The sequence below is a fragment of the Gallaecimonas pentaromativorans genome (assembly GCF_003751625.1).
GTDB lineage: Bacteria > Pseudomonadota > Gammaproteobacteria > Enterobacterales > Gallaecimonadaceae > Gallaecimonas > Gallaecimonas pentaromativorans.
This window is the reverse complement of sequence record NZ_RJUL01000001.1, coordinates 337226-357234: the sequence shown is the minus strand read 5'-3', so window position 1 is coordinate 357234 and position 20009 is coordinate 337226. Positions and strand designations below refer to the sequence as shown.

Here is a 20009-nt window from a genome sequence, read left to right as displayed (position 1 = left end):
CTGTTACACCGAGAAGCATTCAGCCTTGGCTGAATGCTTCTCGAAGGCCTGAAGCCCTCTCAACCTTCCTCTCCACCGCCGCCGCCAATAATCCCAACTTCGGCGCCGCCAGGGTAAAACAACGCTTAGCGCGGGTAATGCCGGTATAAACCAGCTCGCGGGTGAGTACCGGGCTTAGGGTGTCGGGCAGCACCAGCACGGTGTGGTCAAACTCCGAGCCTTGGGATTTATGCACCGTCATGGCAAACACGGTTTCCACGTCGCTAAGGCGCGAGGGCAGTACCCACTTGATGCCGCCCACCACCGGGAAGGCGACCCGTAGCCGCTGGCTGCCGTCGGCTTCTACTACCCGCAGGCAAATGCCCACGTCGCCGTTCATCAGTTCCAGGGTGTAGTTATTGCGGGTTACCAGTACCGGGCGGCCCTCGTACCAGCCGTGGTCGGCCTCCAACTGGCCGTTGGCTTTTAAGGCCTCGGCAATTTCTTGGTTTAACCCTTCCACCCCAAAGGGGCCTTTTCTTAGGGCGCAGAGCATTTGAAAGCGGCCAAAGGCAGCCAGCACCTTGGCGGCCCAAGTATCGCGCTCGCTGCCGCGCTCGGCACTCAGCACCTGCAAGTAACCCCGGTAACCTTCGATAGCGAGGCGAGACAGGGCCACGCCGTCGTCTTTGATGGGCAAGAGCTTTAAATCGTCGCGGTTCTCACGCAGCAGCTTGAGCGCCGCTTCGCTTTGGCCGAGGTTTACCGCCCGCGCCAGTTGGCCTATACCGGAATCGCTACCAAAGCGGTGGCTGACCCTGAGCATGGCCCGGCATTGGGCGAGGGCACTTTGCCCTTGGGTAAAGGCCGCCAGGCTTTCGCCGCAAAGGCTTTCTAGAAAGCGCTGGGTGTCGGTGTCGTAACCACCCAGATCGGCCCCTTGGCACAAGTCCCCGAGCACCGAGCCGGCTTCTACCGAGGCAAGCTGGTCTTTATCCCCCAGCAAAATGAGCTGGGCCGAGGCGGGCAGGGCGTCTAAAAGGGCGCTCATCATCTCCAAGTCCACCATCGAGGCTTCGTCCACTACCAGTAAATCAAGATGCAGCGGGTTTTGGTGGTGGTGGCGAAAGTGGCGGCTTTGGGGAATAACGCCCAGCAGTTTATGCAGGGTGGTCACTTCCACCGGAATGGCTGCTTTCACATCCTGAGGCAGCGCCAGCTTTTCTACGGCGCCGCGAATGGATTCGGTCAGCCTTGCCGCTGCCTTGCCGGTGGGGGCCGCAAGACCAATACGCAGCTTTTGGCCGCTGGCCAGGGCCAACTGCTGCTTAAGGCCCAACAGGCGCACCACAGTGGTGGTTTTACCGGTACCGGGGCCGCCGGTGATGATGGTAAAGGGCATGCGAAAGGCAAGGCCGCAGGCGAGCTTTTGCCAATCGAGCCCCGGCGCGCTAAAGAGGGCGTCCAGCTGTGGTTTAAGCTCGGGGCTCACTTCCATGGGCGCAAGGCGGCTGCTGATATGGCCAGCCACCGCTTGCTCAAAGCGGTAATTGCGGCGCAGGTAGAGGCGGTTTTCCACCAGCACCAGGGGGCTTGCCTCGCTGTTCACCAGTGGCGATCCCTTGATGGCCGCCAGCCAGCTTTCAAGCTGGCTGCCCTCTAAAAGCTCCGACGGCTTGGTGGGCATCTCTTCCCCCACATCGCCCTCGGGCGGCAAGGAGAGGGTGGCGTCGGCATCCAATAAGGTGGCGCTTAAATCCAGGCAGATATGGCCACGGCCATATTGGTGGGAGCAAAGGGCGGCGGCCAGCAGCAGCGGCTCTGGGGTGCTGGGCTCCAGCTCTTTAAGCCAGCGCACCAAGGCGCGGTCGATGCGGCGCAGCCAGCCCCGTTCTACCCAGGCATCCAGTAACTCAAGCATGGGTGTCTCCCTCGAACATGGCGTCTAAGCCCTCGATAAGTTCGCGCTGGGGGCGGTCTAAGTAACAGTGGCCGCCGCGCAGGAATAAATACACGGCGCCGCCCAGGTGCTGGTCGTAGTCGTAATCGGGGATGCGCGATTTTAACAGGCGGTGCAGGGCCAACAGATAAATCACGTATTGGAGATCGTAGCGTTTTTCGCGAATGGCCTCGCTCATGGCCTGCTGGCTGTAGGCGCTGTCGCCGTCCCCTAGGTGGTTGGATTTGTAATCCAGCACGTAGTAGCGGCCATTGTGCTCGAACACCAAGTCGATAAAGCCCTTGAGCATGCCGTTCAGCTCGCCGGGGCTGAGCATGGGCCGGCCGTGGCCGCCGAGGATGTGGCGGTGTACCAGCATGTCCATTTTCTGCAAATCCACATGCTTGGCCGAGAACCAAAACTCCATCTCCGCCTGGTAGCTGTTAAGGGCGCCTAGGGCCACCGCCTCGCCGTTTGGCAGCGGCAGCGGTTTATTGATAAGCGCCACAAACCAGTTAACCAGGGGCGTCAGCCACTGCTCCCAGCCTCTTTGGGTGAGGCGCTGGGCCAGCAGCTTTTGCGCCTGGGGCTCGGTAACCTTGCCAAAGCCTTCGTCGGCGGCCCATTCAAACAGGCCATGCAAAAAGGTGCCGGGGCCGGGGCCACGGGGAAACTGGTGGATGGAGTCTGACAGCGCCTTGCTTTGGGCTTCTTGTTCCTCGTCGGGGTTATTGAGGTTTTCCGCCAAGGGGGTGGCGATATCGCTTTGCCAGTCCTGGGTGCGCAGCGCCGAGTAAGAGGCGATATACCAGCGCTCGGCCGGTGGCGCCTTAAATTCGCGGGCCGCCACCAGGGCCAAGGGCTGGGTTTTCGGCTGGTACTGAGCATCGGTTACGTCAGGCGCGGCGCTTAGCACCATATCGCTGCAACCGGCGGCGAGCCTGGCAAATGCCTCGCCCACAGCGCCGTTGTCGATGGGGTTGCCGCCGGTCAACAGATATCCGAAGGCGCCCCGGTGCAAATCGTTCTCGCCCTTCTTGCCGTGGCGCTGCATTTTCACCGGCGCCAGCCCCAAAAAGCAGGCGTGGCGGGGGCGGGTGAGCGCCACATATAAAAGCCGCATATCTTCGGCCAGGCGCTCTTTTTCGGCTATGGCGTAGGCGCCGTCGGTTTTCTCTACGTCCAGCACCGCCTTGCCGCTGTCGTCGTGGTAGCGGATGTAAGGGCCCTGGCGGTCTTCTTCCCGGTAACCCATCACAAAGGGCAGGAACACCAGCGGGTATTCCAGGCCCTTGGATTTATGGATGGTGATGACTTTGACGAGATCGGCGTCCGATTCCAGGCGCAGAATGTCTTCGTCGCCCGCCGCCGGGTCGGCCACCGCCTCACTTAGATAACGAATAAGCGCCTGCTCGCCGTCGAGCTTGGCCGCCGCCCCTTGCAGCAGTTCCGCCAGATGCAACAGGTTGGTAAGGGACCGCTCACCGCCTGGGCTTGCCAGGAGCCGCGCCGGAATCGAAAAATCGCTTAAAAGTTGGCGCAGCATCGGCAGCACCCCGCGCTGGTGCCAGCGCAACTGGTAGCCTTTAAAGCGCTCCACTTGCTGCTCAAACAGCAGCTCGTCTTGGTTGAGGGTATCGAGCCAGCCAAGGCTCAGCGCCAACACCGGTGCCGCCAGGGCAGCGCGCAGCAAGCGGCCGTCTTCGGGTTCGGCGCAGGCGGCCAGCAGCGCCAGCAAATCCCGCGCCTCGCCGGAGGCAAACACCGATTCTTTGTCCGACAGGTACACCGACGCCACGCCTCGGGCAAACAGGGCGGCGCGAATGGCGTCGGCTTCGCCCCGGCCCCGTACCAGCACCGCCATATCGGCCGGGCGAAGCGGGGTGAGTGTGTCTTCACTTTTAAAGGCAGCGTCGCTATTGAGCATGGCCACCATCTGGCTGGCACAGCGCTCGGCCATCAGCTTGCGGTATTGGCCGCCCGACACGGCGCTATCCAGCGCCAAATGCCAGCCGGTCATGGCCGGTACCGGCGCGCCGTTCATCACCAGCTGCTCTTTGCGGCCATTGGCCTTGACGGCCTCAAAGGGAATTTCGTCAAACAAAAAGCTGTTGGGCTGGTGGCTAAATACCTGGTTGACGGCGCTGACCAGCCCCTGGGTGGAGCGGTAGTTGGTGTCCAGGTGGTAGTGGCGGCCAGCGGTGGCGCGGCGGGCTTTGAGATAGGTAAAGATGTCGGCACCCCTAAACCCGTAGATGGCTTGTTTGGGGTCCCCAATCAAAAACAGCCCGGTTCTGCCTGCTGCGCTGGTGCTGGCGGCGTTAAGCGCCTCGGCTTCGCTCATCACGCCAGAACGGCTTTTTTGTTCGTCTAAAAAGTCCCCTTCTTCCCCGGCATTCTCAAGGTCATAGATGTTGGCGAAGATCCGCAGCTGGGTTGGGTCGGTGTCTTGGAATTCATCAATCAGGGCGATGGGGTATTGGCGGCGGATCACCTCGCTAAGCTCCGGGCCTTTTTGCAGGGCCTGGTCGAGGCGGGTAAGGAGATCGTCAAAGCCCAAGGTGGCGCGCTGGTGTTTTTCTTGTTCCAGCCGGGCCTTTATCCAGCCAGCGGCGTGTTTGGCCAAATCGATATCGGCCTTGGGCAGCTTGGCGCGGGCAGCAAGGATGGCCCCCAGGGCGTCGATGCCGGGGTGGTTGATGATGGCCACATTGGCCTTGGCGGCGTCCGCGAGCCCCGCCGGGCTAAAGCGCTCCCAGTGCTTGTCGGAGATCTCGGGCAGCAGGGCGTCGGAGTCTACCCAGGCTTTCAGGGCCGCCAACCAGCCTTCCAAGGTGGCGAGACGGACCTTGTTGCCGTTGAAATCCTTATTGGCGTGGGCGGCCAGCATGGCGGCACTAAAGTCGTCCAGCAAATTGCGCCACAGGTCTTTCACCGGCGCCAGCAAAGCCTGCTGGCGCTCGCTAAGCTCTAGCAGCACATCGCTGGCGCTCACCACCGGTGGCTCGGCCCAGGGCAGCCAGGGGCGAATGGCGGCATGGAGCTTGGCAGGGCTGTTCCACAGCTCTGCCACCACCGACACATCGGCCAGGGGGTAATACTGGCTGCGCCAGTAATCGGCCAGTACCTGCTCAAAGAGGTGGCGCTGGTCGGTTTCCAGGGTCAGCTCAAAGAGGCTGTCGGCGGCAAAGGCGTGGGTGGCCAGCATGCGGTTGCACCAGCCGTGAATGGTGTACACGGCGGCTTCGTCCATCCACTGGGCGGCCAGCTCCAGGCGGCGGGCGCAGCCCGGCCACTGCTCCTCTGGATATTGGCTTTTAAGGGCCGAGACCAAAGGGTCGCCCGCCAAGGTGCCGCGAAACACCTTGGCCGCTTCCACCAGCCGGGCACGAATACGGTCTTTGAGCTCTTTGGTGGCGGCGTCGGTGAAGGTCACCACCAGAATTTGTGGCGGGGTCAGCCCTTCAAGCACCAGCCGCAAGTAAAGGGCGGCAATGGTGAAGGTTTTGCCGGTACCGGCGCTGGCTTCAATAAGCCGGGTGCCAAACAGCGGAAAGGTCAGGGGGTTAAGGTGCTGGCTCATTGCACGGCCTCCGTCAGCGGCGCGTACAGGCTTTGGGCCAGGGCCTTGAAGTGGTCTGTGTCCATATCGGCAAAGCTTGGGTAAGCGCGGGCGCAGTAAAGGTCTTGCTCTCGCTCGCCGGGGCTGAAATCGTCGCCGTCATAAGCCTTTTGGGCGGCAGCGATGGCGGCCTCTTCGCCTTTATCCAGCGCTGCCAGATAGGCAAAGGCGGTGCGGGGCGCCACCGGCAACGGGCCGTTAAGGGCGGCTTTAAAGGCGGCCAGAATGGGGGCGGCGTTCAAGGGCCCACGGGCCAGGTGCAGCTCGGCGTCGGGGGCCAAGAGCTTGCTGTCCACCAGGTGGCCGGTGCCGTTTGCCAACAAATGCCCGGCCCAGAGCCGCAGCAGGGCGTGGTATTTCACCTTGTTGCCAGCCAACACGCTGGTGGGGCGCAATTGTAATTGCAGCTTATCGCCGCTGTTGCTCTGCCTTACTTCCAGCCAGTCGGCAAAGCCGCCGGTGGCCAGCTCCAGGGCCTTGGCCGGGTGGTAGCTGGCCAGCAGCCCTTGCGCCTTGGCGGCAAGCTCGGTGGCTGCTTCCACCACGCCACCTATGGCCGGTTCGGCAAAACCGGCCAGGGGCAGGGTGCCGCTGCCTTTGAGGCGCTCGAGTTCCCTATCTAAAGTGCCGTCCAGGCTGGCGGCCAGCAGTTGGTCGGTAAGCTGGTATTGCTCCAGGGCGTTTAAGGTAAAGGGCTCGTCTTCGGCCAGCACTTGTTGCTCGTTGCCCAAGTAAATTTTGAGCCGTTCGTTAAAAAACAGCTGGCAGGGGGAGCGCAACAACTTGGCCAACAGCTTGAGATCGGCTGCTGGCGTTTCGGTGAGCGGCGCTACGCTGTGGCTGGCTTCAAGCTCGGGGGTATCCAGCACCTGGCGCCATTCCCGGGCAAAGCTGGTGAGCGCGCCGCCCTCAAAGTAGCGGCGGCTAAAGGGCTGCAAGGGGTGCTGGATAATGGCCGGTGGCTGCTGCCAGCCCCCTTCTAAATAATCGAGCAATTGCCCGAGCAGCACCGACGGCGGCCGCTCGGTGTTGTCTTGCACGCTTCGCCCCACCCAAGACAGATAGAGCGCATCCCTGGCCGACAGCAGCGCTTCTAAAAAGAGATAACGGTCGTCTTCGCGGCGAGAGCGGTCCCCGGGCCGGTATTGGCCGGGCAGGCTCATCAAATCGAAATCCACCGGCGCCACTGAGCGCGGGTAGTCGCCGTCATTGAGGCCCAAAATGCACACCAGCCTAAAGGGAATGGCGCGCATCGGCATCAGGGTGGCAAAGTTCACCGAGCCTGCCAAAAAGCGCTGGGCCAGGCCGCCGTCGTCCAGCATGCCAAGCCAGGCGTCGCGCACCAGGTGCAGCTCGATGGCGCTGTCAAAATGGGCCTCGCTGCAGTGCTCCAGCCAGGCGTCCAGGGCCAGGCTGAGCTGCTCTAAGGTGAGGCGTTCGTCGCTGTCTTGGGCGGTAAAAAGGTCGCTAAGGAGCTGGCGCAGCAGCGCCGCCCAATCTTCGGGGCTGTGGGGCTGGGCAAAGGCTTGCCAGTAACCTTCCAGCAGCGCAATTAAGTCGGCCAGACTCCCGGCGGCGCCAGCGGCAAGGCCCGCCACTTCGTCATAGGGTTCGATGCCGGCAAAGCGGCCGGCGTTGCCTTGGGCATAGCCCAGCAGCCAGCGTTTAAGGCCAAACTGCCAGCTGTTTTGCTCCAGGGCCGGCAGGCCCAAGGCGGCGCGCTGCTGGCCGTTAAGGCCCCAGCGGATACCGGCGCCGGCTATCCAGTCTTTGAGTTGCGGCAAATCGGCTTCGCTAAGACCAAAGCGGGCCCGCACCGCCGCCAGGTCTAGAAGATCGGACAGATCGCTTACTGCAAAGCGCCACTGGGGCAGGGTCAGCAGTTTATCCAGCGCCACCAGCAGCGGGTTGACGTCGCGCTCGGTGCGGTCAGACAGGGTAAAGGGAATAAAGCGCGGGTCGCGCCATTCCAGTTGGCCGAACACCGCCTCAATATGGGGCGCGTAGGCCTGGATGTCCGGGGTCATCACGATGATGTCCCGCGGTTTCAGGCCCTTTTCCATCTGGGTGAGCAGAAAGTCTTGCAGCACTTCCACTTCCCGCTGGCGGCTGTGGGCCGAGACTAGGCGAATGGAATCGTCGGTACTGGCACGCTTTTCGGTGGGCAGCGGGTTGAGATCGAGAATGTCTTGCTGGATTTGCCCTAGTACTGAATCGCCGTAACCGCTGAACAAGTCAATTTGCTGGAAGTCGGCGCGGTAGTGGTCCGGCTCGTCGTAGCGAGATAACAGCCCAATGTAGTCGCGGCCCTGCTTGCCCCAGGAGGCCAGCAGCGGGTTGGCGCTGGCGTGCAGCTCGTCGTCGCTGGGCTCTAGCGGCAGGCCGGGTTTGCGCTGCTGGCGCTTTTGCTCAAGGCGCAGCAAATCGCGACCATCGACGATATCGCCCCAAAAATGCTGGCAGGGGTTGGCCACAAACAGCAATACCTGGCAGTGCTGGCTGATGGCGTCCAAGGCTTCGAGCACTTGGCTTGGCAGGGAGGAAATGCCAAAGACAATCAACCGTTTGGGCAGCCCCGCCGGGCGGCTTTGCAACGCCTTGGCGGCGGCCAAGAAGCGCTGGTGCAGCGCCGAGCGGGAAATGCCGGTCTGCTCGCTTTGCATATCGGCCATCAAGGCCCGCCACAGCGCCGGTTGCCAGCGGTGCTCGCTGCCTAGCTCTTCAACCTTGCCACGGGGGCTTAGCACCCGGTCAAAGCCCGCTTCCCAGTCCGCCAGCCAGTCGGCGCGGTACATTTGGTATTGGTCGAAGATATCGGCGATTTTCTGGGCCAGTTGCCAGGCCTTGCGCTGGTCGGCATCGCCTTCCAAAAAGCGTTTAAGGGGCGCGTAGGTGTCGCCGTCAAGGCCCGGCAACAGCCGCAGCAGGCGCCAGCGCAGCCGGGGTTTATCAAAGGGGCTGTGGCGGGGCACGTTGTGGGCGCCCAACACGGCGCGGTAGGCCTGCCAGAGAAAGCGCACCGGCATCTGCATGTCCACGGCGGCGCAAATGCCGGCGCTCTCGGCCAGGCCTAATTTGAGCCACTGGGCCATGCCGTTGGATTGCACCAAAAAGGTTTCGTTTTCCAAGGGGGAAAGGGGGCTTTGGGCCAGGAAGGCCACCAACAGATCGCGCAGATCGTCGAGTTTATTGCCCTGAATAATGGAGAGGCCGCTTTGCATGGAGTCCCTGGCGTAAAAGCTTTGCCTTATCTTAACGGTGAATGGCCCCAAAGCGCCAAGCACTTGCCCGAAAAGGCAAAATGCCGTCAACTGCAAGGGCCCTCTTTTAAGGAAAGCCCGTTATGCCCGCCTGGTTGGACACCCTGATTGACGCCATTAGCCCTTATCTGCCGGCCATCGGTATTGGTGGCTTGGTGATGATGCTGGCGTCCATGGTGGTGATCCCCTTTCTTATCGTCAAAATGCCGGCCGATTACTTTGTCCGTGAGCGCCACCAGCGCCATTGGACGGTATGGACCGTCATCTGGTGGCTGCTGCGCAACCTGCTGGCGCTGGTGCTGTTTGTGGCCGGTTTTTTGATGCTGTTTTTACCCGGCCAGGGGCTGCTGACCATTCTGATCGCCCTGGTGGTGTCGGATTTCCCCGGAAAATACCGCCTGGAGCGGGCGGTGATTGGCCAAAGCTCGGTGCTCAAGGCGGTGAACTGGGTGCGCCGCAAATACAACAAAACCGAGTTGCGTTGCCCCTCCTGAGCATTTCTACAGTTGCCAGAGTGAAACTGTTGTGCAACTTTTATTCACTGGGCGGACCTGTTGCAGCCAATCAATAAGGCAGGCCGACCCACAACGGATATGCAGCACAACAAGGGGGAGTTATGTCACTCAAGTCTCTGTTTTTGGGGCTGGCGCTGCTGTGCGCCTTGCCTGTCCAACCGGCCGCTGCCAGCGGCTATACCCAAACCAAATACCCTATCGTTCTGGTTCACGGCCTTTTTGGGTTTGATTCACTGGCTGGGGTCGATTATTGGTACGGCATACCGCAGGCCCTTAGCCAAGACGGCGCCACGGTCTATGTGGTGAACGTGTCGGCGGCCAACAGCACCGAAGTGCGGGGCGAACAGTTGCTGGTGCAAATCGATAACATCCTGGCGCTTACCGGCGCCAAGAAGGTCAACCTGATTGGCCATTCCCACGGCGGCCCCACTGCCCGGTATGCGGCGTCCATCAGCCCGGGCAAGGTGGCGTCGGTCACTTCTGTTGGCGGCGTTAACTGGGGCTCGCGCTTTGCCGATGCCCTGCGCGGCACCATTGCGCCCGGTAGCGTGTCGGAAAGCGTGATTGGCGCCGCCGCCAACGCCTTTTCGAGCATTATCGAGTTCCTCTCTGGCACTCCGGCTGACCCGCAAGACTCGGTGGCGGCGCTCAATGCCCTGACCACCGCAGGCTCGCTGGCCTTTAACGCCAGCTACCCCGAAGGCATGCCCAGCCAATATTGCGGCCAGGGCCAGATGCAGGCGGCCAACGGCGTTTACTACTTCTCCTGGAGTGGCGCCAGCCCGCTCACCAATGTGCTGGACGTTACCGACGCCGCCCTGGGCCTCACTTCCCTGGTGTTTGGCGAAAGCAACGACGGCCTGGTGTCCAGCTGCTCAAGCCATTTGGGTAAGGTGATCCGTGACGACTACGCCATGAACCACCTCGATGAGGTTAACCAGACCTTCGGCCTGGTCAGCCTGTTTGAAACCAACCCCAAGACGCTTTATCGCAACCAGGCAAACAGGCTCAAAAACCTGGGGCTTTAACATGAAGCCCTTCACGATCATGGTGCCGGTATTGGCGGTGGCCGGCCTCTTGTATCTGGTGTTTCCCGAGCGCCACCCCATGGCGCCGGTAAAGGCTGCCGCCAGCCTGGCTGACACCCAGGTTGATGGCGCCGTGGGCAGCCGCTACCGCATGAGCGCCGCTCTAAAAGCCCGCTTTGACTACTGGCTGAGCGCCGTGGGCGAATTGCCGCTCTCGGCGCTGCCAGGCAAGCTGGCCCAGTCGCTGCGCCAGGATGGTTGGGCCGAGGCGGATATCAACGCGGCGCTGGCCGCCTTTGCCCACTACCAGCAGTATCTGGACGCCTTAAGTGAGGTTGCCAAGCCCCAGGCGGCTACGGCCGCCGAGCTAAAGGCAGCCTGGACCGAGCGGGACGCCCTGCGCCGCCAGTTTTACTCGGAAGCTGAGATCAATCAGCTGTGGGGCGACGAGGCGGCGGTGGAGGATTTCACCCTGCGCCGCCTGGAGATCCAGAGTCTCGGGCTGAGCGAAAGCGAACAGCTCAAATGGGAGGAAGACGCCCTGGCCCAGGCGCCGGCAACGGTGCAGCAGGCCTACGGCCCCAGCCTGAAGCTGGCGCAGTTGCAGCAGTTGCAGCAGATGAGCGGGGCCAGCCGTGACCAACTGGCAGCCCAGTATGGCGACGGCGCCGCCGACCGGCTGATGGCCGCCAAGGCGCAGCAGCAGGCGTGGCAGGGCAAGGTGGCAGCCTACCGTGACAAGGTAAAAAGCCTGTCGGCGCTACCCAGCGCCGAGAAGGCCCAGGCCCTGGCCGAATACCAGGCGCGCCACTTCTCGGCCAACGAGTTAAAGCGCTTGCGGGTGTGGCTCAGTAACGGCATGCAATAAAAAGCGCCCTGCGGGGCGCTTTTTCATCAGGCTAGGCCGACGTAAATCTCCTGCACGTCGTCGTCCTCGTCGAGCTTTTCAAGCCAGGCTTCAACGTCTGCCAGGGCGTCACTGCCGAGGCTAAGGGGGTTTTTGGCTTTGTAACCGAGCTTGGCAGAGAGCACCTCGAAACCGAATGCCGGCAGGGCGCGGCTGACTGCGTCCAGATCTTTTGGGTCGGTGTAGAAGGTCACGCCTTCGTCGTGTTCTTCCAAATCCTGGGCGCCGGCTTCAATGGCGGCTTCTTCGGCATTGGCGCTGCCTTCGGCCTCAATCAGCCCAAGATAATCAAAGTCCCAGCTTACCGAGCCGGAGTTACCCAACTGGCCACCGCGAAAAGCCACTCGCATACCGGAGGCGGTGCGGTTTTTGTTGTCGGTCAGGCACTCGACAATCACCGGCACCTGATGGGGGGCAAAGCCTTCGTAGGTGACCAGCTCATAGTTGACCACTTCGTCCAGCAGGCCAGCGCCTTTTTTGATGGCACGCTCCAGGGTGTCACGGGTCATGGACGCCTTGCGGGCCGCCTCGATGGCCATGCGCAGCCGAGGATTCATGTCTGGGTCGGCGCCGCTACGGGCCGCCACCATGATCTCGCGGGTCAGTTTGGTGAAAATTTTGCCTTTTGCATTGGCCGCCGCGCTTTTGTGCTTGGCCTTCCATTGAGCGCCCATGGGTTGTCTCGCTGCGTGGTAATGGTCCTGCCGGGCCCCGGGTTCGGCCATTATAGGCGGCGCCAAAGGGGCCGAAAAGCGCCTGGCTCCTGCTAAAGTGCAATGGATCGCAAGGGCGGCAAAGTGGTATCACTAGGCCAACGCCAATAAGGAGTTAGCAATGGCAAAGCGTATTCAAATCGAACAAAACGGTGGCCCAGAGGCCCTGCAATGGGCCGAGGTTACCCCGGCCGAACCCAAAGCCGGTGAAGTGCGGGTAAAAAACCACGCCGTGGGCGTGAATTTCATCGACATCTACTTTCGCGACGGCCTCTACAAGGCCCCCGCCATGCCCACCAGCCTTGGCACCGAAGGCGCCGGGGTGATTGATGCGGTAGGCGAAGGCGTCACTGGCCTTAGCGTCGGCGACCGGGTGGCCTACGCCCAGGGCCCGCTGGGCTCCTACAGCGAATACCACGTGCTGCCCGCCGCCAAGGTGGTATTGCTGCCAGGCAGCATCGATTTTGAAACCGCCGCCGCCATGATGCTAAAGGGCCTGACCTGCCAGTATCTACTGCGCCAAACCGCCGAGCTTAAAGCCGGTGACGTGGTGCTCTTTCATGCCGCCGCCGGTGGCGTGGGCACCTTTGCCTGCCAATGGGCCAAGGCCCTGGGGGTAAAACTCATCGGTACTGTTTCCACCGAAGAAAAGGCGGCGCTGGCCCGTGCCAACGGCGCCTGGGAAGTCATTAACTACAGCAAAGAAGACGTGGTTGAGCGGGTCAAAGAGCTGACCGGCGGCGCCATGTGTGATGTGGTATACGACTCGGTGGGCAAAGACACCTGGCTGACATCGCTGGACTGCCTTAAGTCCCGCGGCCTGATGGTGAGCTTTGGCAACTCCTCCGGCCCGGTGGAAGGGGTGAACCTGGCTATTTTGAACCAAAAGGGCTCGTTGTTCGTGACCCGCCCCAGCCTCAATGGTTACGCCGACACCCCCGAGCGGCTCAAGGCCATGTGCCAAGACCTGTTCAGTGTGGTGGCCAATGGCGACGTAAAAGTGCAGATAGGCCAGCGCTTTGCCCTCAAAGACGCCGCCAAGGCCCATATCGCCCTAGCCAGCCGCCAAACCACGGGCTCGACGGTGCTGCTGCCCTGATAACGAAACCGGCCCTGTGGCCGGTTTTTTGATGGCGGCGCTTGACGGCGCCGGCGGCGACCGGGATGGTTAAAAGAACGCCATTTTCGGGAGCCTGCCATGGCTTTTCGCTACCAACTCGGCAGCCAATCGGTTGTTTTTCCTGATCTTAAAACCCTGCTGGCCAAGGCCACGCCGCTGCGCTCGGGAGATGAGCTGGCCGGGCTGGCGGCTGCCGGCGATGAGGAGCGGGCCCTGGCTCAGTTGGCGCTGAGCGAAGTGCCGCTCAAGGCCTTTTTAAGCGAGCTGGTGGTGCCCTATGAAGAAGATGATGTCAGCCGCCTTATTATCGACAGCCACGACGCTCGCGCCTTTGCTGCCATCAGCCACCTGACGGTAGGGGATTTTCGCAACTGGCTGCTAAGCGACGAAGCAGACAGCCAGCATTTGCTGGCCATCGCCCCCGGCATTACCCCGGAAATGGCGGCGGCGGTCAGTAAAATTATGCGCAATCAAGACCTTATCCTGGTCGCCAAAAAATGCCGGGTCGAAACCGCCTTTCGTAACCGCTTGGGCCTGCCGGGGCGCCTTGCCACCCGGTTGCAGCCCAACCACCCAACCGATGACGCTACCGGCATTGCCGCCAGTATTCTCGACGGCCTGCTCTACGCCAACGGCGACGCGGTAATAGGCATCAATCCAGCCACCGACAACGTCGGCCAGGTGCGCCGCCTGTTAGAGCTGCTGGACGGGGTGATTCAGCAGTACCACATTCCTACCCAGTCCTGCGTGCTGACCCATGTCACCACCAGCCTCAAGGTGATGGAGCAGGGGGCGCCGCTGGATCTGGTATTTCAGTCCATCGCCGGTACCCAAAAGGCCAACCAGAGCTTTGGGGTCACCCTGGACTTGTTGGCCGAGGCCCGCTCGGCGGCCCTTAGCCTCAAACGCGGCACGGTGGGCAGCAACGTCATGTACTTCGAGACCGGCCAGGGCAGTGCGCTCTCGGCCAACGCCCATTTTGGGGTAGACCAGCAAACCCTGGAGGCCCGCGCCTACGCCGTGGCCCGCGCCTTTGAGCCGCTGCTGGTGAACACCGTGGTGGGTTTTATCGGCCCCGAATACCTTTTTGACGGCAAGCAAATCACCCGCGCCGGTCTTGAAGATCACTTTTGCGGCAAGCTGCTGGGGCTGCCCATGGGGGTGGACGTTTGTTACACCAACCACTGCGAGGCCGACCAGAACGACATGGACAACCTGCTGACCTTGCTGGGGGTGGCCGGTTGCAACTACATCATGGGCATTCCAGGCTCGGATGACATCATGCTCGGCTACCAGAGCACCTCCTTTCACGACGCCCTGTATTTGCGCCGGGTGCTGGGGCTGCGCCCGGCCCCGGAGTTTGAAACCTGGCTGGAGAAAATGCAGATCCTGGATAGGGAATTTCGGCTACCCAAAGGGGTACCGCCGCTTTTTGCCCCTGCCATCAAACGCCTGGAGGGCTAAGCCATGAGTGATGCCTGGCAACAACTTCAAAAATTTACCGCCGCCCGCATTGGCCAAGGGCGGGCTGGGGTGAGCCTGCCCACCGCAAAGCAGCTGGCCTTTGGGCTTGACCACGCCCGGGCCCGCGATGCGGTGCACAAGGCGCTGGATGTAGCAAAAATCGAGGGCCAATTACCCGAGCCGGTGCTCTTTTTGACCAGCCAGGCGCCGGACCGCGCCAGTTACCTCAAGCGCCCCGACTGGGGCCGGCGCCTGGACGCACCGTCGCGGCAAATCGCCGAGCGCCATCAGGGCGAATACGATCTGGCGCTGGTGATAGTGGATGGCCTTTCGGCCCTGGCCATCGAAGAAAACGCCGCTGCTTTTCTGGCGGCCTTAAGGCCTGAGCTGAAAGATTGGTCCCTGGCGCCTCTTAGCGTGGTAACCCAGGGGCGGGTCGCCATAGGGGATGAGGTAGCGAGCCTTTTAGGGGCGCGGATGGTATTGGTGCTGATTGGTGAGCGCCCAGGGCTTAGCGCCCCGGACAGCCTGGGGCTCTATTTTACTTACGGGCCAGAGGTGGGCGGTACCGACGAGCGGCGCAATTGCATCTCCAACGTGCGGCCAGCAGGGCTCAGTTACCAAGAGGCGGCCAAACGCCAGGGCTACTTGATGAGCGAGGCCTGGCGCCGGGGAATAAGCGGCGTGGATTTAAAAGACGAAAGCGCCATGGACACGGCGCTCACCCAGCAAGGCAATTTCTTGCTGGGTTAACGGCGGCGTAGCAGCAGGGCGGCTATGGCAATGCCAATCAAGCCACCGGCCATATCCACCAGGATGTCGCGCCATTCCAGGCCATGGCCGTAGCCATACATTTCGCACACTTCCTGAATAACCGGCAGCAGCAACGCTGGCACCAGTTGCCAGTACCATTTGAGGCTGGGCCAGGCCCAGCAACCCATCAGCGCCACCAGGGCGAAGGTCAGCAGGTGCAGCGGCGTGTGCCAGCTGCCGGCCAGCTCCCCAAATTCGGGAATAAAGGCGCCGCCAATCAGGCAGGCCACCAGGATGGCGTAGAGGCGATAGCGTAACCAGCCGGGAACATGCATTATCGAAAACCCCATAAAAAACAGGCGCCAACCCTAAGAGAAAGCGCCCTTTGGTGCAAGATGGCGGATAAAAAAGCCGGCTTGTGCCGGCTTTTTTTAGTCCATTTCCCGAGCGATAGCCCGGTAGGCGATGTCGGTGCGGAAGAAGGCGCCGTCCCAGTGGATGGCCCTTACCCCTTGGTAGGCGCTCTGCTGAGCAGAAACCACCTTGTCGCCAAGGGCGGTTACGCACAGCACCCGGCCACCGTTGGTGACCACTTGGCCGTGCTGCTCGGCGGTGCCAGCGTGGAACACCTTAACCCCTTCTGGTACTTCGTCGAGGCCGGAAATGGCATCGCCCTTACGGGGCGTGTCGGGGTAGTTGGCGGCGGCCATTACCACGCCAACTGCCGGGCGCTCGTCCCAATGGGCTTCGGGGAACTTGTCCAATTGGCCCGCGGTGGCGGCCAGGCACAGTTTCACCAGGTCGGATTTCAGACGCATCATGATCGGCTGGGTTTCCGGGTCACCGAAGCGGCAGTTGAACTCGATAACCTTGGGGGCGCCTTGCTGGTCGATCATCAGGCCGGCGTACAAAAAGCCGGTGTACGGGATGCCGTCGGCCTTCATGCCTTCCACGGTCGGGTAGATCACTTCGTCCATGATGCGCCGGTAGACTTCGGTAGTTACCACAGGGGCCGGGCTGTAGGCGCCCATGCCGCCGGTGTTGGGGCCGGTGTCGCCGTCGCCAACCCGCTTGTGGTCCTGGCTGGTGGCCATGGGGGTGACGTTGTTGCCGTCCACCATGACGATAAAGCTGGCTTCTTCGCCGTCTAGGAAGTCTTCAATCACCACCCGGGCACCGGCGTCGCCAAAGGCGTTGCCAGAGAGCATGTCGTTTACCGCGTCTTTGGCTTCATCCAAGGTCATGGCCACAATCACGCCTTTGCCGGCGGCCAGGCCGTCGGCCTTGACCACGATAGGCGCGCCGCGCTCTTCAAGGTAAGCCAGGGCTGGCGCTACTTCGGTGAAGGTGCGGTACTGGGCGGTAGGAATGGCGTGGCGGGCCAGGAAATCTTTACTGAAAGCCTTGGAGCCTTCCAGTTGAGCCGCAGCGGCAGTGGGGCCGAAAATGGCCAAACCTTCAGCGCGAAAGGCGTCCACCACCCCTGCAACCAGCGGCGCTTCGGGGCCAACAATGGTCAGCTCAACGTTATTGTCCTTGGCAAATTGCACCAGGGCGGTATTGCCGGTCACATCGACGTTCTTGAGCTTGGGCTCCAAGGCGGTGCCGGCGTTACCCGGCGCCACAAAGACGACTTCAACTTCTTCGCTCTGCGCCGCTTTCCAGGCCAGGGCATGTTCGCGGCCGCCGCCGCCGATAACCAGAACTTTCATGCTGACTCCTTAGTGGCGGAAGTGGCGCATATTGGTGAACACCATGGCGATGCCGGCTTCATCAGCCGCTTTGATGACTTCGTCGTCACGGATAGAGCCGCCCGGTTGGATAACGGCGGTGATACCGGCCTTGGCGGCGGCGTCGATGCCGTCGCGGAACGGGAAGAAGGCGTCAGAGGCCATCACCGAGCCGGGCACTTCCAGGCCTTCGTCTTCGGCCTTGATGCCCGCTATTTTGGCCGAATATACGCGGCTCATCTGGCCGGCGCCGACGCCGATGGTCATCTCGTTTTTCACGTAGACGATGGCATTGGATTTCACGAACTTGGCTACCTTCCAGGCGAACAGCAAGTCTTTCATTTCGTCGCTGGTGGGAGCGCGTTGGGTAACCACTTTCAGGTCGCTCTCGCTCACCATGCCCTGGTCTTTGTCTTGCACCAGCAGGCCACCGTTAACGCGCTTGATGTCCAGCGCGGCCGGGCGCGCTGTCCACTCGCCGCATTCCAGTACCCGCACATTGGTCTTGGCGCTGCACACTTCACGGGCGCTGGCGGAGACTTTGGGGGCGATGATCACTTCCACGAACTGGCGCTCGATAATGGCCTTGGCGGTGTCGCCGTCCAGCTCTTGGTTGAAGGCAATAATGCCGCCAAAGGCGCTGGTGGGGTCGGTTTTAAAGGCGCGGTCGTAAGCCTCGAGGATGCTGGCACCCACGGCCACGCCACAGGGGTTGGCGTGCTTGACGATAACGCAGGCAGGCGTATCGAATTCCTTCACGCATTCCAGCGCCGCATCGGTGTCGGCGATGTTGTTGTAGGACAGTTCCTTGCCTTGCAGCTGCACGGCGGTGGCAATGGAGGCCTCTTTGGGCTCGGCTTCAGCGTAGAAAGCCGCCTGCTGGTGGCTGTTTTCGCCGTAGCGAAGGTCCTGCTTCTTCACAAACTGGCTGTTGAAGGTGCGCGGGAACTTGCTTTCGCCAAACAGGGCGCCGAAATGGTTGGCAATCATGCCGTCGTAGGCAGCGGTGTGCTCGAAGGCGCGAATGGCAAAATCAAAGCGGGTCTCGAAAGAGAGGCTGCCGCTTTGTTGGTCCATCTCGTCGATAACCCGGCCGTAGTCACCGGCGTTCACCACGATGGCCACGTCTTTGTGGTTTTTGGCGGCGGAGCGGACCATGGTGGGGCCGCCGATGTCGATGTTCTCAACCGCGTCTTCAAACTTGCAATCAGGTTTGGCAACGGTAGCGGCAAAGGGGTAGAGGTTCACGACTACCAGGTCGATGGGGTTGATGCCGTGCTGGTTCATCACGCCATCGTCTACGCCGCGGCGGCCCAGGATACCGCCATGAATTTTGGGATGCAGGGTTTTCACCCGGCCGTCCATCATCTCCGCAAAGCCCGTATACTCGGACACTTCGGTGACATTGATGCCGTTGTCTTTGAGCAGGCGGTAGGTGCCGCCGGTGGACAGGATCTCCACGCCACGTTGGGTGAGGGCCTTGGCGAAGTCGGTAATACCGGTTTTGTCAGATACGCTGATAAGGGCGCGACGGATGGGGCGAGCGTCTTGCATCAGTTGGTCTCTATGGCTGGCAATAAGAATAGGAAAAAGCGGGCGCCATTCTACACGAAAACGTTTCCGAAGGGGGAGCGGCAGGGAAATTCCCCAGCCTCTTGACCCTAGAGTAGAGTCAAAGGTTAAGCTTGTTCCATGTCTCGAAGCGGACAAGGTGGATATGACATTACTGACGCACTTTTTAGCACTCTTTATGGACGCAGCCCCCTGGCTGCTGCTGGGCTTTATTACCGCCGCCGCCATCAAGGTGTGGCTGCCGGCCGATTGGCTGGGCCGCCACCTGGGCGGCGAAGGGGTTAAACCGGTGGCCAAGGCAGCCCTGTTTGGTGCGCCGCTGCCGCTGTGCTCATGCGGGGTACTGCCGGCGGCCATGGGCCTGCGCCGGGCCGGGGCCTCCAAGGGCGCCACCGTGTCATTTTTGGTATCGACCCCGGAAACCGGTGTGGACTCGGTGGCGGTATCCTATGGTCTGCTCGGCCCCTTGCTGGCCATAGTGCGGCCCATCGCTGCCATCACCTCGGCGCTGCTGGCCGGGCTTTTGGCCGGGCGCGCCAAAGCGCCGGTGTTTGCATCTTTTACCCCACAGCTGGCCAGTTGCTGCGGCCCCAAAGAGGCAGTGGCGCCTGCCAGCGGCTCTGGCCCCAAAGCCGAGGCCGCCTGTGGTGGTAACGCCGCAGCGCCAGCAAAAACGAGCTGCTGCGGCGACAAGCCAAAAGAGGCCAGCAGTTGCTGTGCTAGCGAGGCGCCGAAAACCACCAGCTGCTGCGCTGGCGAAAGCGTGGCGGCCAAGGCGAGTGATTGCACAGCTGACAGCTGCTGCGCGCCGGTGGACAGCAGCAAAAGCAAGTGGCGCCAGGGCTGGGATTTTGTCACCCATGATCTGGTGGACGACTCAGTTAAATGGCTGCTTATCGGCCTGGTATTTGCCGCGCTGGTGGTCACCTATGTACCCACCGACTTTCTGACCCGCTGGGGCGGCGGGCTCACTGCCATGGTGGTGATGGTGCTGATTGGCATCCCCATGTATATCTGTGCCACCGCCAGCACCCCTATTGCCGCCGGGCTGTTATTGGGGGGCGTATCGCCGGGGGCGGTGCTGGTGTTTTTGCTGGCGGGCCCCGCCACCAACGCCGCCGCCATTGGCCTGGTGCGCCAAGAGCTGGGCAACCGGGCGCTGCTGGCTTATCTCGCCGGGGTGATAGTGCCGGCCATCGGCTTTGGTTTTCTTACCAACTATCTGGCCGGGCTCTGGCCGGCCGGCATCGCCGCCCAAGGCGGCAGCCATGCCTTGCTGCCCCAGTGGCTCAGCATCGGCTCGGCGCTGGTGCTGGCATTGTTGATGCTGGCGAGCCTTTACCGGCAGTTAAAGCCGGGGGCAGGGCACAGTCACAGCCATTAAAAAAGCGGCCAGAGGGCCGCTTT

Annotated in this window: 14 protein-coding genes; 7 read left to right on the top strand and 7 right to left on the bottom strand. The window is 61.8% G+C overall.

What is annotated here, in order from left to right:
- Positions 1-19 precede the first annotated feature (19 nt).
- From recD to recC, 3 genes are read right to left on the bottom strand one after another with little or no spacing between them, the layout of a single operon-like run.
- Positions 20-1900 carry an exodeoxyribonuclease V subunit alpha gene (recD, locus tag EDC28_RS01590; RefSeq protein WP_123420441.1) on the bottom strand — a complete coding sequence of 627 codons (1881 nt, stop codon included), beginning with the start codon at positions 1898-1900 and terminating at the stop codon, positions 20-22.
- A complete protein-coding gene (gene recB, locus EDC28_RS01585; protein ID WP_123420440.1) occupies positions 1893-5501 on the bottom strand; it encodes an exodeoxyribonuclease V subunit beta in 3609 nt (1202 codons plus the stop codon). Before recB ends, recD begins: the two co-directional genes overlap by 8 nt.
- Complete coding sequence (recC, locus tag EDC28_RS01580) at positions 5498-8761, bottom strand: exodeoxyribonuclease V subunit gamma (RefSeq protein WP_123420580.1); 3264 nt, start codon at positions 8759-8761, stop codon at positions 5498-5500. Before recC ends, recB begins: the two co-directional genes overlap by 4 nt.
- 122 nt (positions 8762-8883) lie before the next feature.
- Here recC and EDC28_RS01575 point away from each other — a divergent pair, with 122 nt between their 5' ends.
- The 3 genes from EDC28_RS01575 (at position 8884) to EDC28_RS01565 (ending at position 11211) form a co-directional block, all read left to right on the top strand.
- Complete coding sequence (locus EDC28_RS01575; protein WP_050657912.1) at positions 8884-9294, top strand: hypothetical protein; 411 nt, start codon at positions 8884-8886, stop codon at positions 9292-9294.
- A 122-nt stretch (positions 9295-9416) separates the two neighbouring features.
- Positions 9417-10343, top strand: coding sequence for a triacylglycerol lipase (locus EDC28_RS01570; protein ID WP_050657911.1), 927 nt, complete (start codon positions 9417-9419; stop codon positions 10341-10343).
- Position 10344: 1 nt separating this feature from the next.
- Positions 10345-11211, top strand: a complete 867-nt coding sequence (locus EDC28_RS01565; protein ID WP_170163993.1) for a lipase secretion chaperone — start codon at positions 10345-10347, stop codon at positions 11209-11211.
- A gap of 26 nt (positions 11212-11237) precedes the next feature.
- Here EDC28_RS01565 and EDC28_RS01560 read toward each other — a convergent pair whose 3' ends face one another.
- Positions 11238-11924 (bottom strand): YebC/PmpR family DNA-binding transcriptional regulator, encoded by a 687-nt coding sequence (locus tag EDC28_RS01560; protein WP_123420438.1) that lies wholly within the window; start codon positions 11922-11924, stop codon positions 11238-11240.
- Positions 11925-12084: 160 nt separating this feature from the next.
- On the opposite strand from EDC28_RS01560, the gene EDC28_RS01555 reads away from it, so the two are divergent.
- The 3 genes from EDC28_RS01555 to eutC all read left to right on the top strand — a co-directional run bounded on the left by EDC28_RS01555 (position 12085) and on the right by eutC (position 15300).
- A complete protein-coding gene (locus EDC28_RS01555; protein WP_123420437.1) occupies positions 12085-13062 on the top strand; it encodes a quinone oxidoreductase family protein in 978 nt (325 codons plus the stop codon).
- Between the two features lie 99 nt (positions 13063-13161).
- Complete coding sequence (locus tag EDC28_RS01550; protein WP_123420436.1) at positions 13162-14547, top strand: ethanolamine ammonia-lyase subunit EutB; 1386 nt, start codon at positions 13162-13164, stop codon at positions 14545-14547.
- 3 nt (positions 14548-14550) lie between these two features.
- Positions 14551-15300, top strand: a complete 750-nt coding sequence (eutC, locus tag EDC28_RS01545) for an ethanolamine ammonia-lyase subunit EutC (RefSeq protein ID WP_123420435.1) — start codon at positions 14551-14553, stop codon at positions 15298-15300.
- Here eutC and EDC28_RS01540 read toward each other — a convergent pair.
- The 3 genes from EDC28_RS01540 to purH all read right to left on the bottom strand — a co-directional run bounded on the left by EDC28_RS01540 (position 15297) and on the right by purH (position 18584).
- Positions 15297-15635, bottom strand: a complete 339-nt coding sequence (locus tag EDC28_RS01540) for a hypothetical protein (RefSeq protein WP_123420434.1) — start codon at positions 15633-15635, stop codon at positions 15297-15299. The two genes, eutC and EDC28_RS01540, sit on opposite strands and share 4 nt — an antisense overlap.
- Before the next feature lie 96 nt (positions 15636-15731).
- Positions 15732-17012, bottom strand: a complete 1281-nt coding sequence (gene purD / locus EDC28_RS01535; RefSeq protein ID WP_123420433.1) for a phosphoribosylamine--glycine ligase — start codon at positions 17010-17012, stop codon at positions 15732-15734.
- Positions 17013-17021: 9 nt separating this feature from the next.
- On the bottom strand, positions 17022-18584 hold the full coding sequence (gene purH, locus EDC28_RS01530) for a bifunctional phosphoribosylaminoimidazolecarboxamide formyltransferase/IMP cyclohydrolase (RefSeq protein WP_123420432.1): 1563 nt from the start codon (positions 18582-18584) through the stop codon (positions 17022-17024).
- A 163-nt stretch (positions 18585-18747) separates the two neighbouring features.
- On the opposite strand from purH, the gene EDC28_RS01525 reads away from it, so the two are divergent.
- Positions 18748-19986 carry an SO_0444 family Cu/Zn efflux transporter gene (locus tag EDC28_RS01525; protein WP_050657902.1) on the top strand — a complete coding sequence of 413 codons (1239 nt, stop codon included), beginning with the start codon at positions 18748-18750 and terminating at the stop codon, positions 19984-19986.
- Positions 19987-20009: the final 23 nt, after the last annotated feature.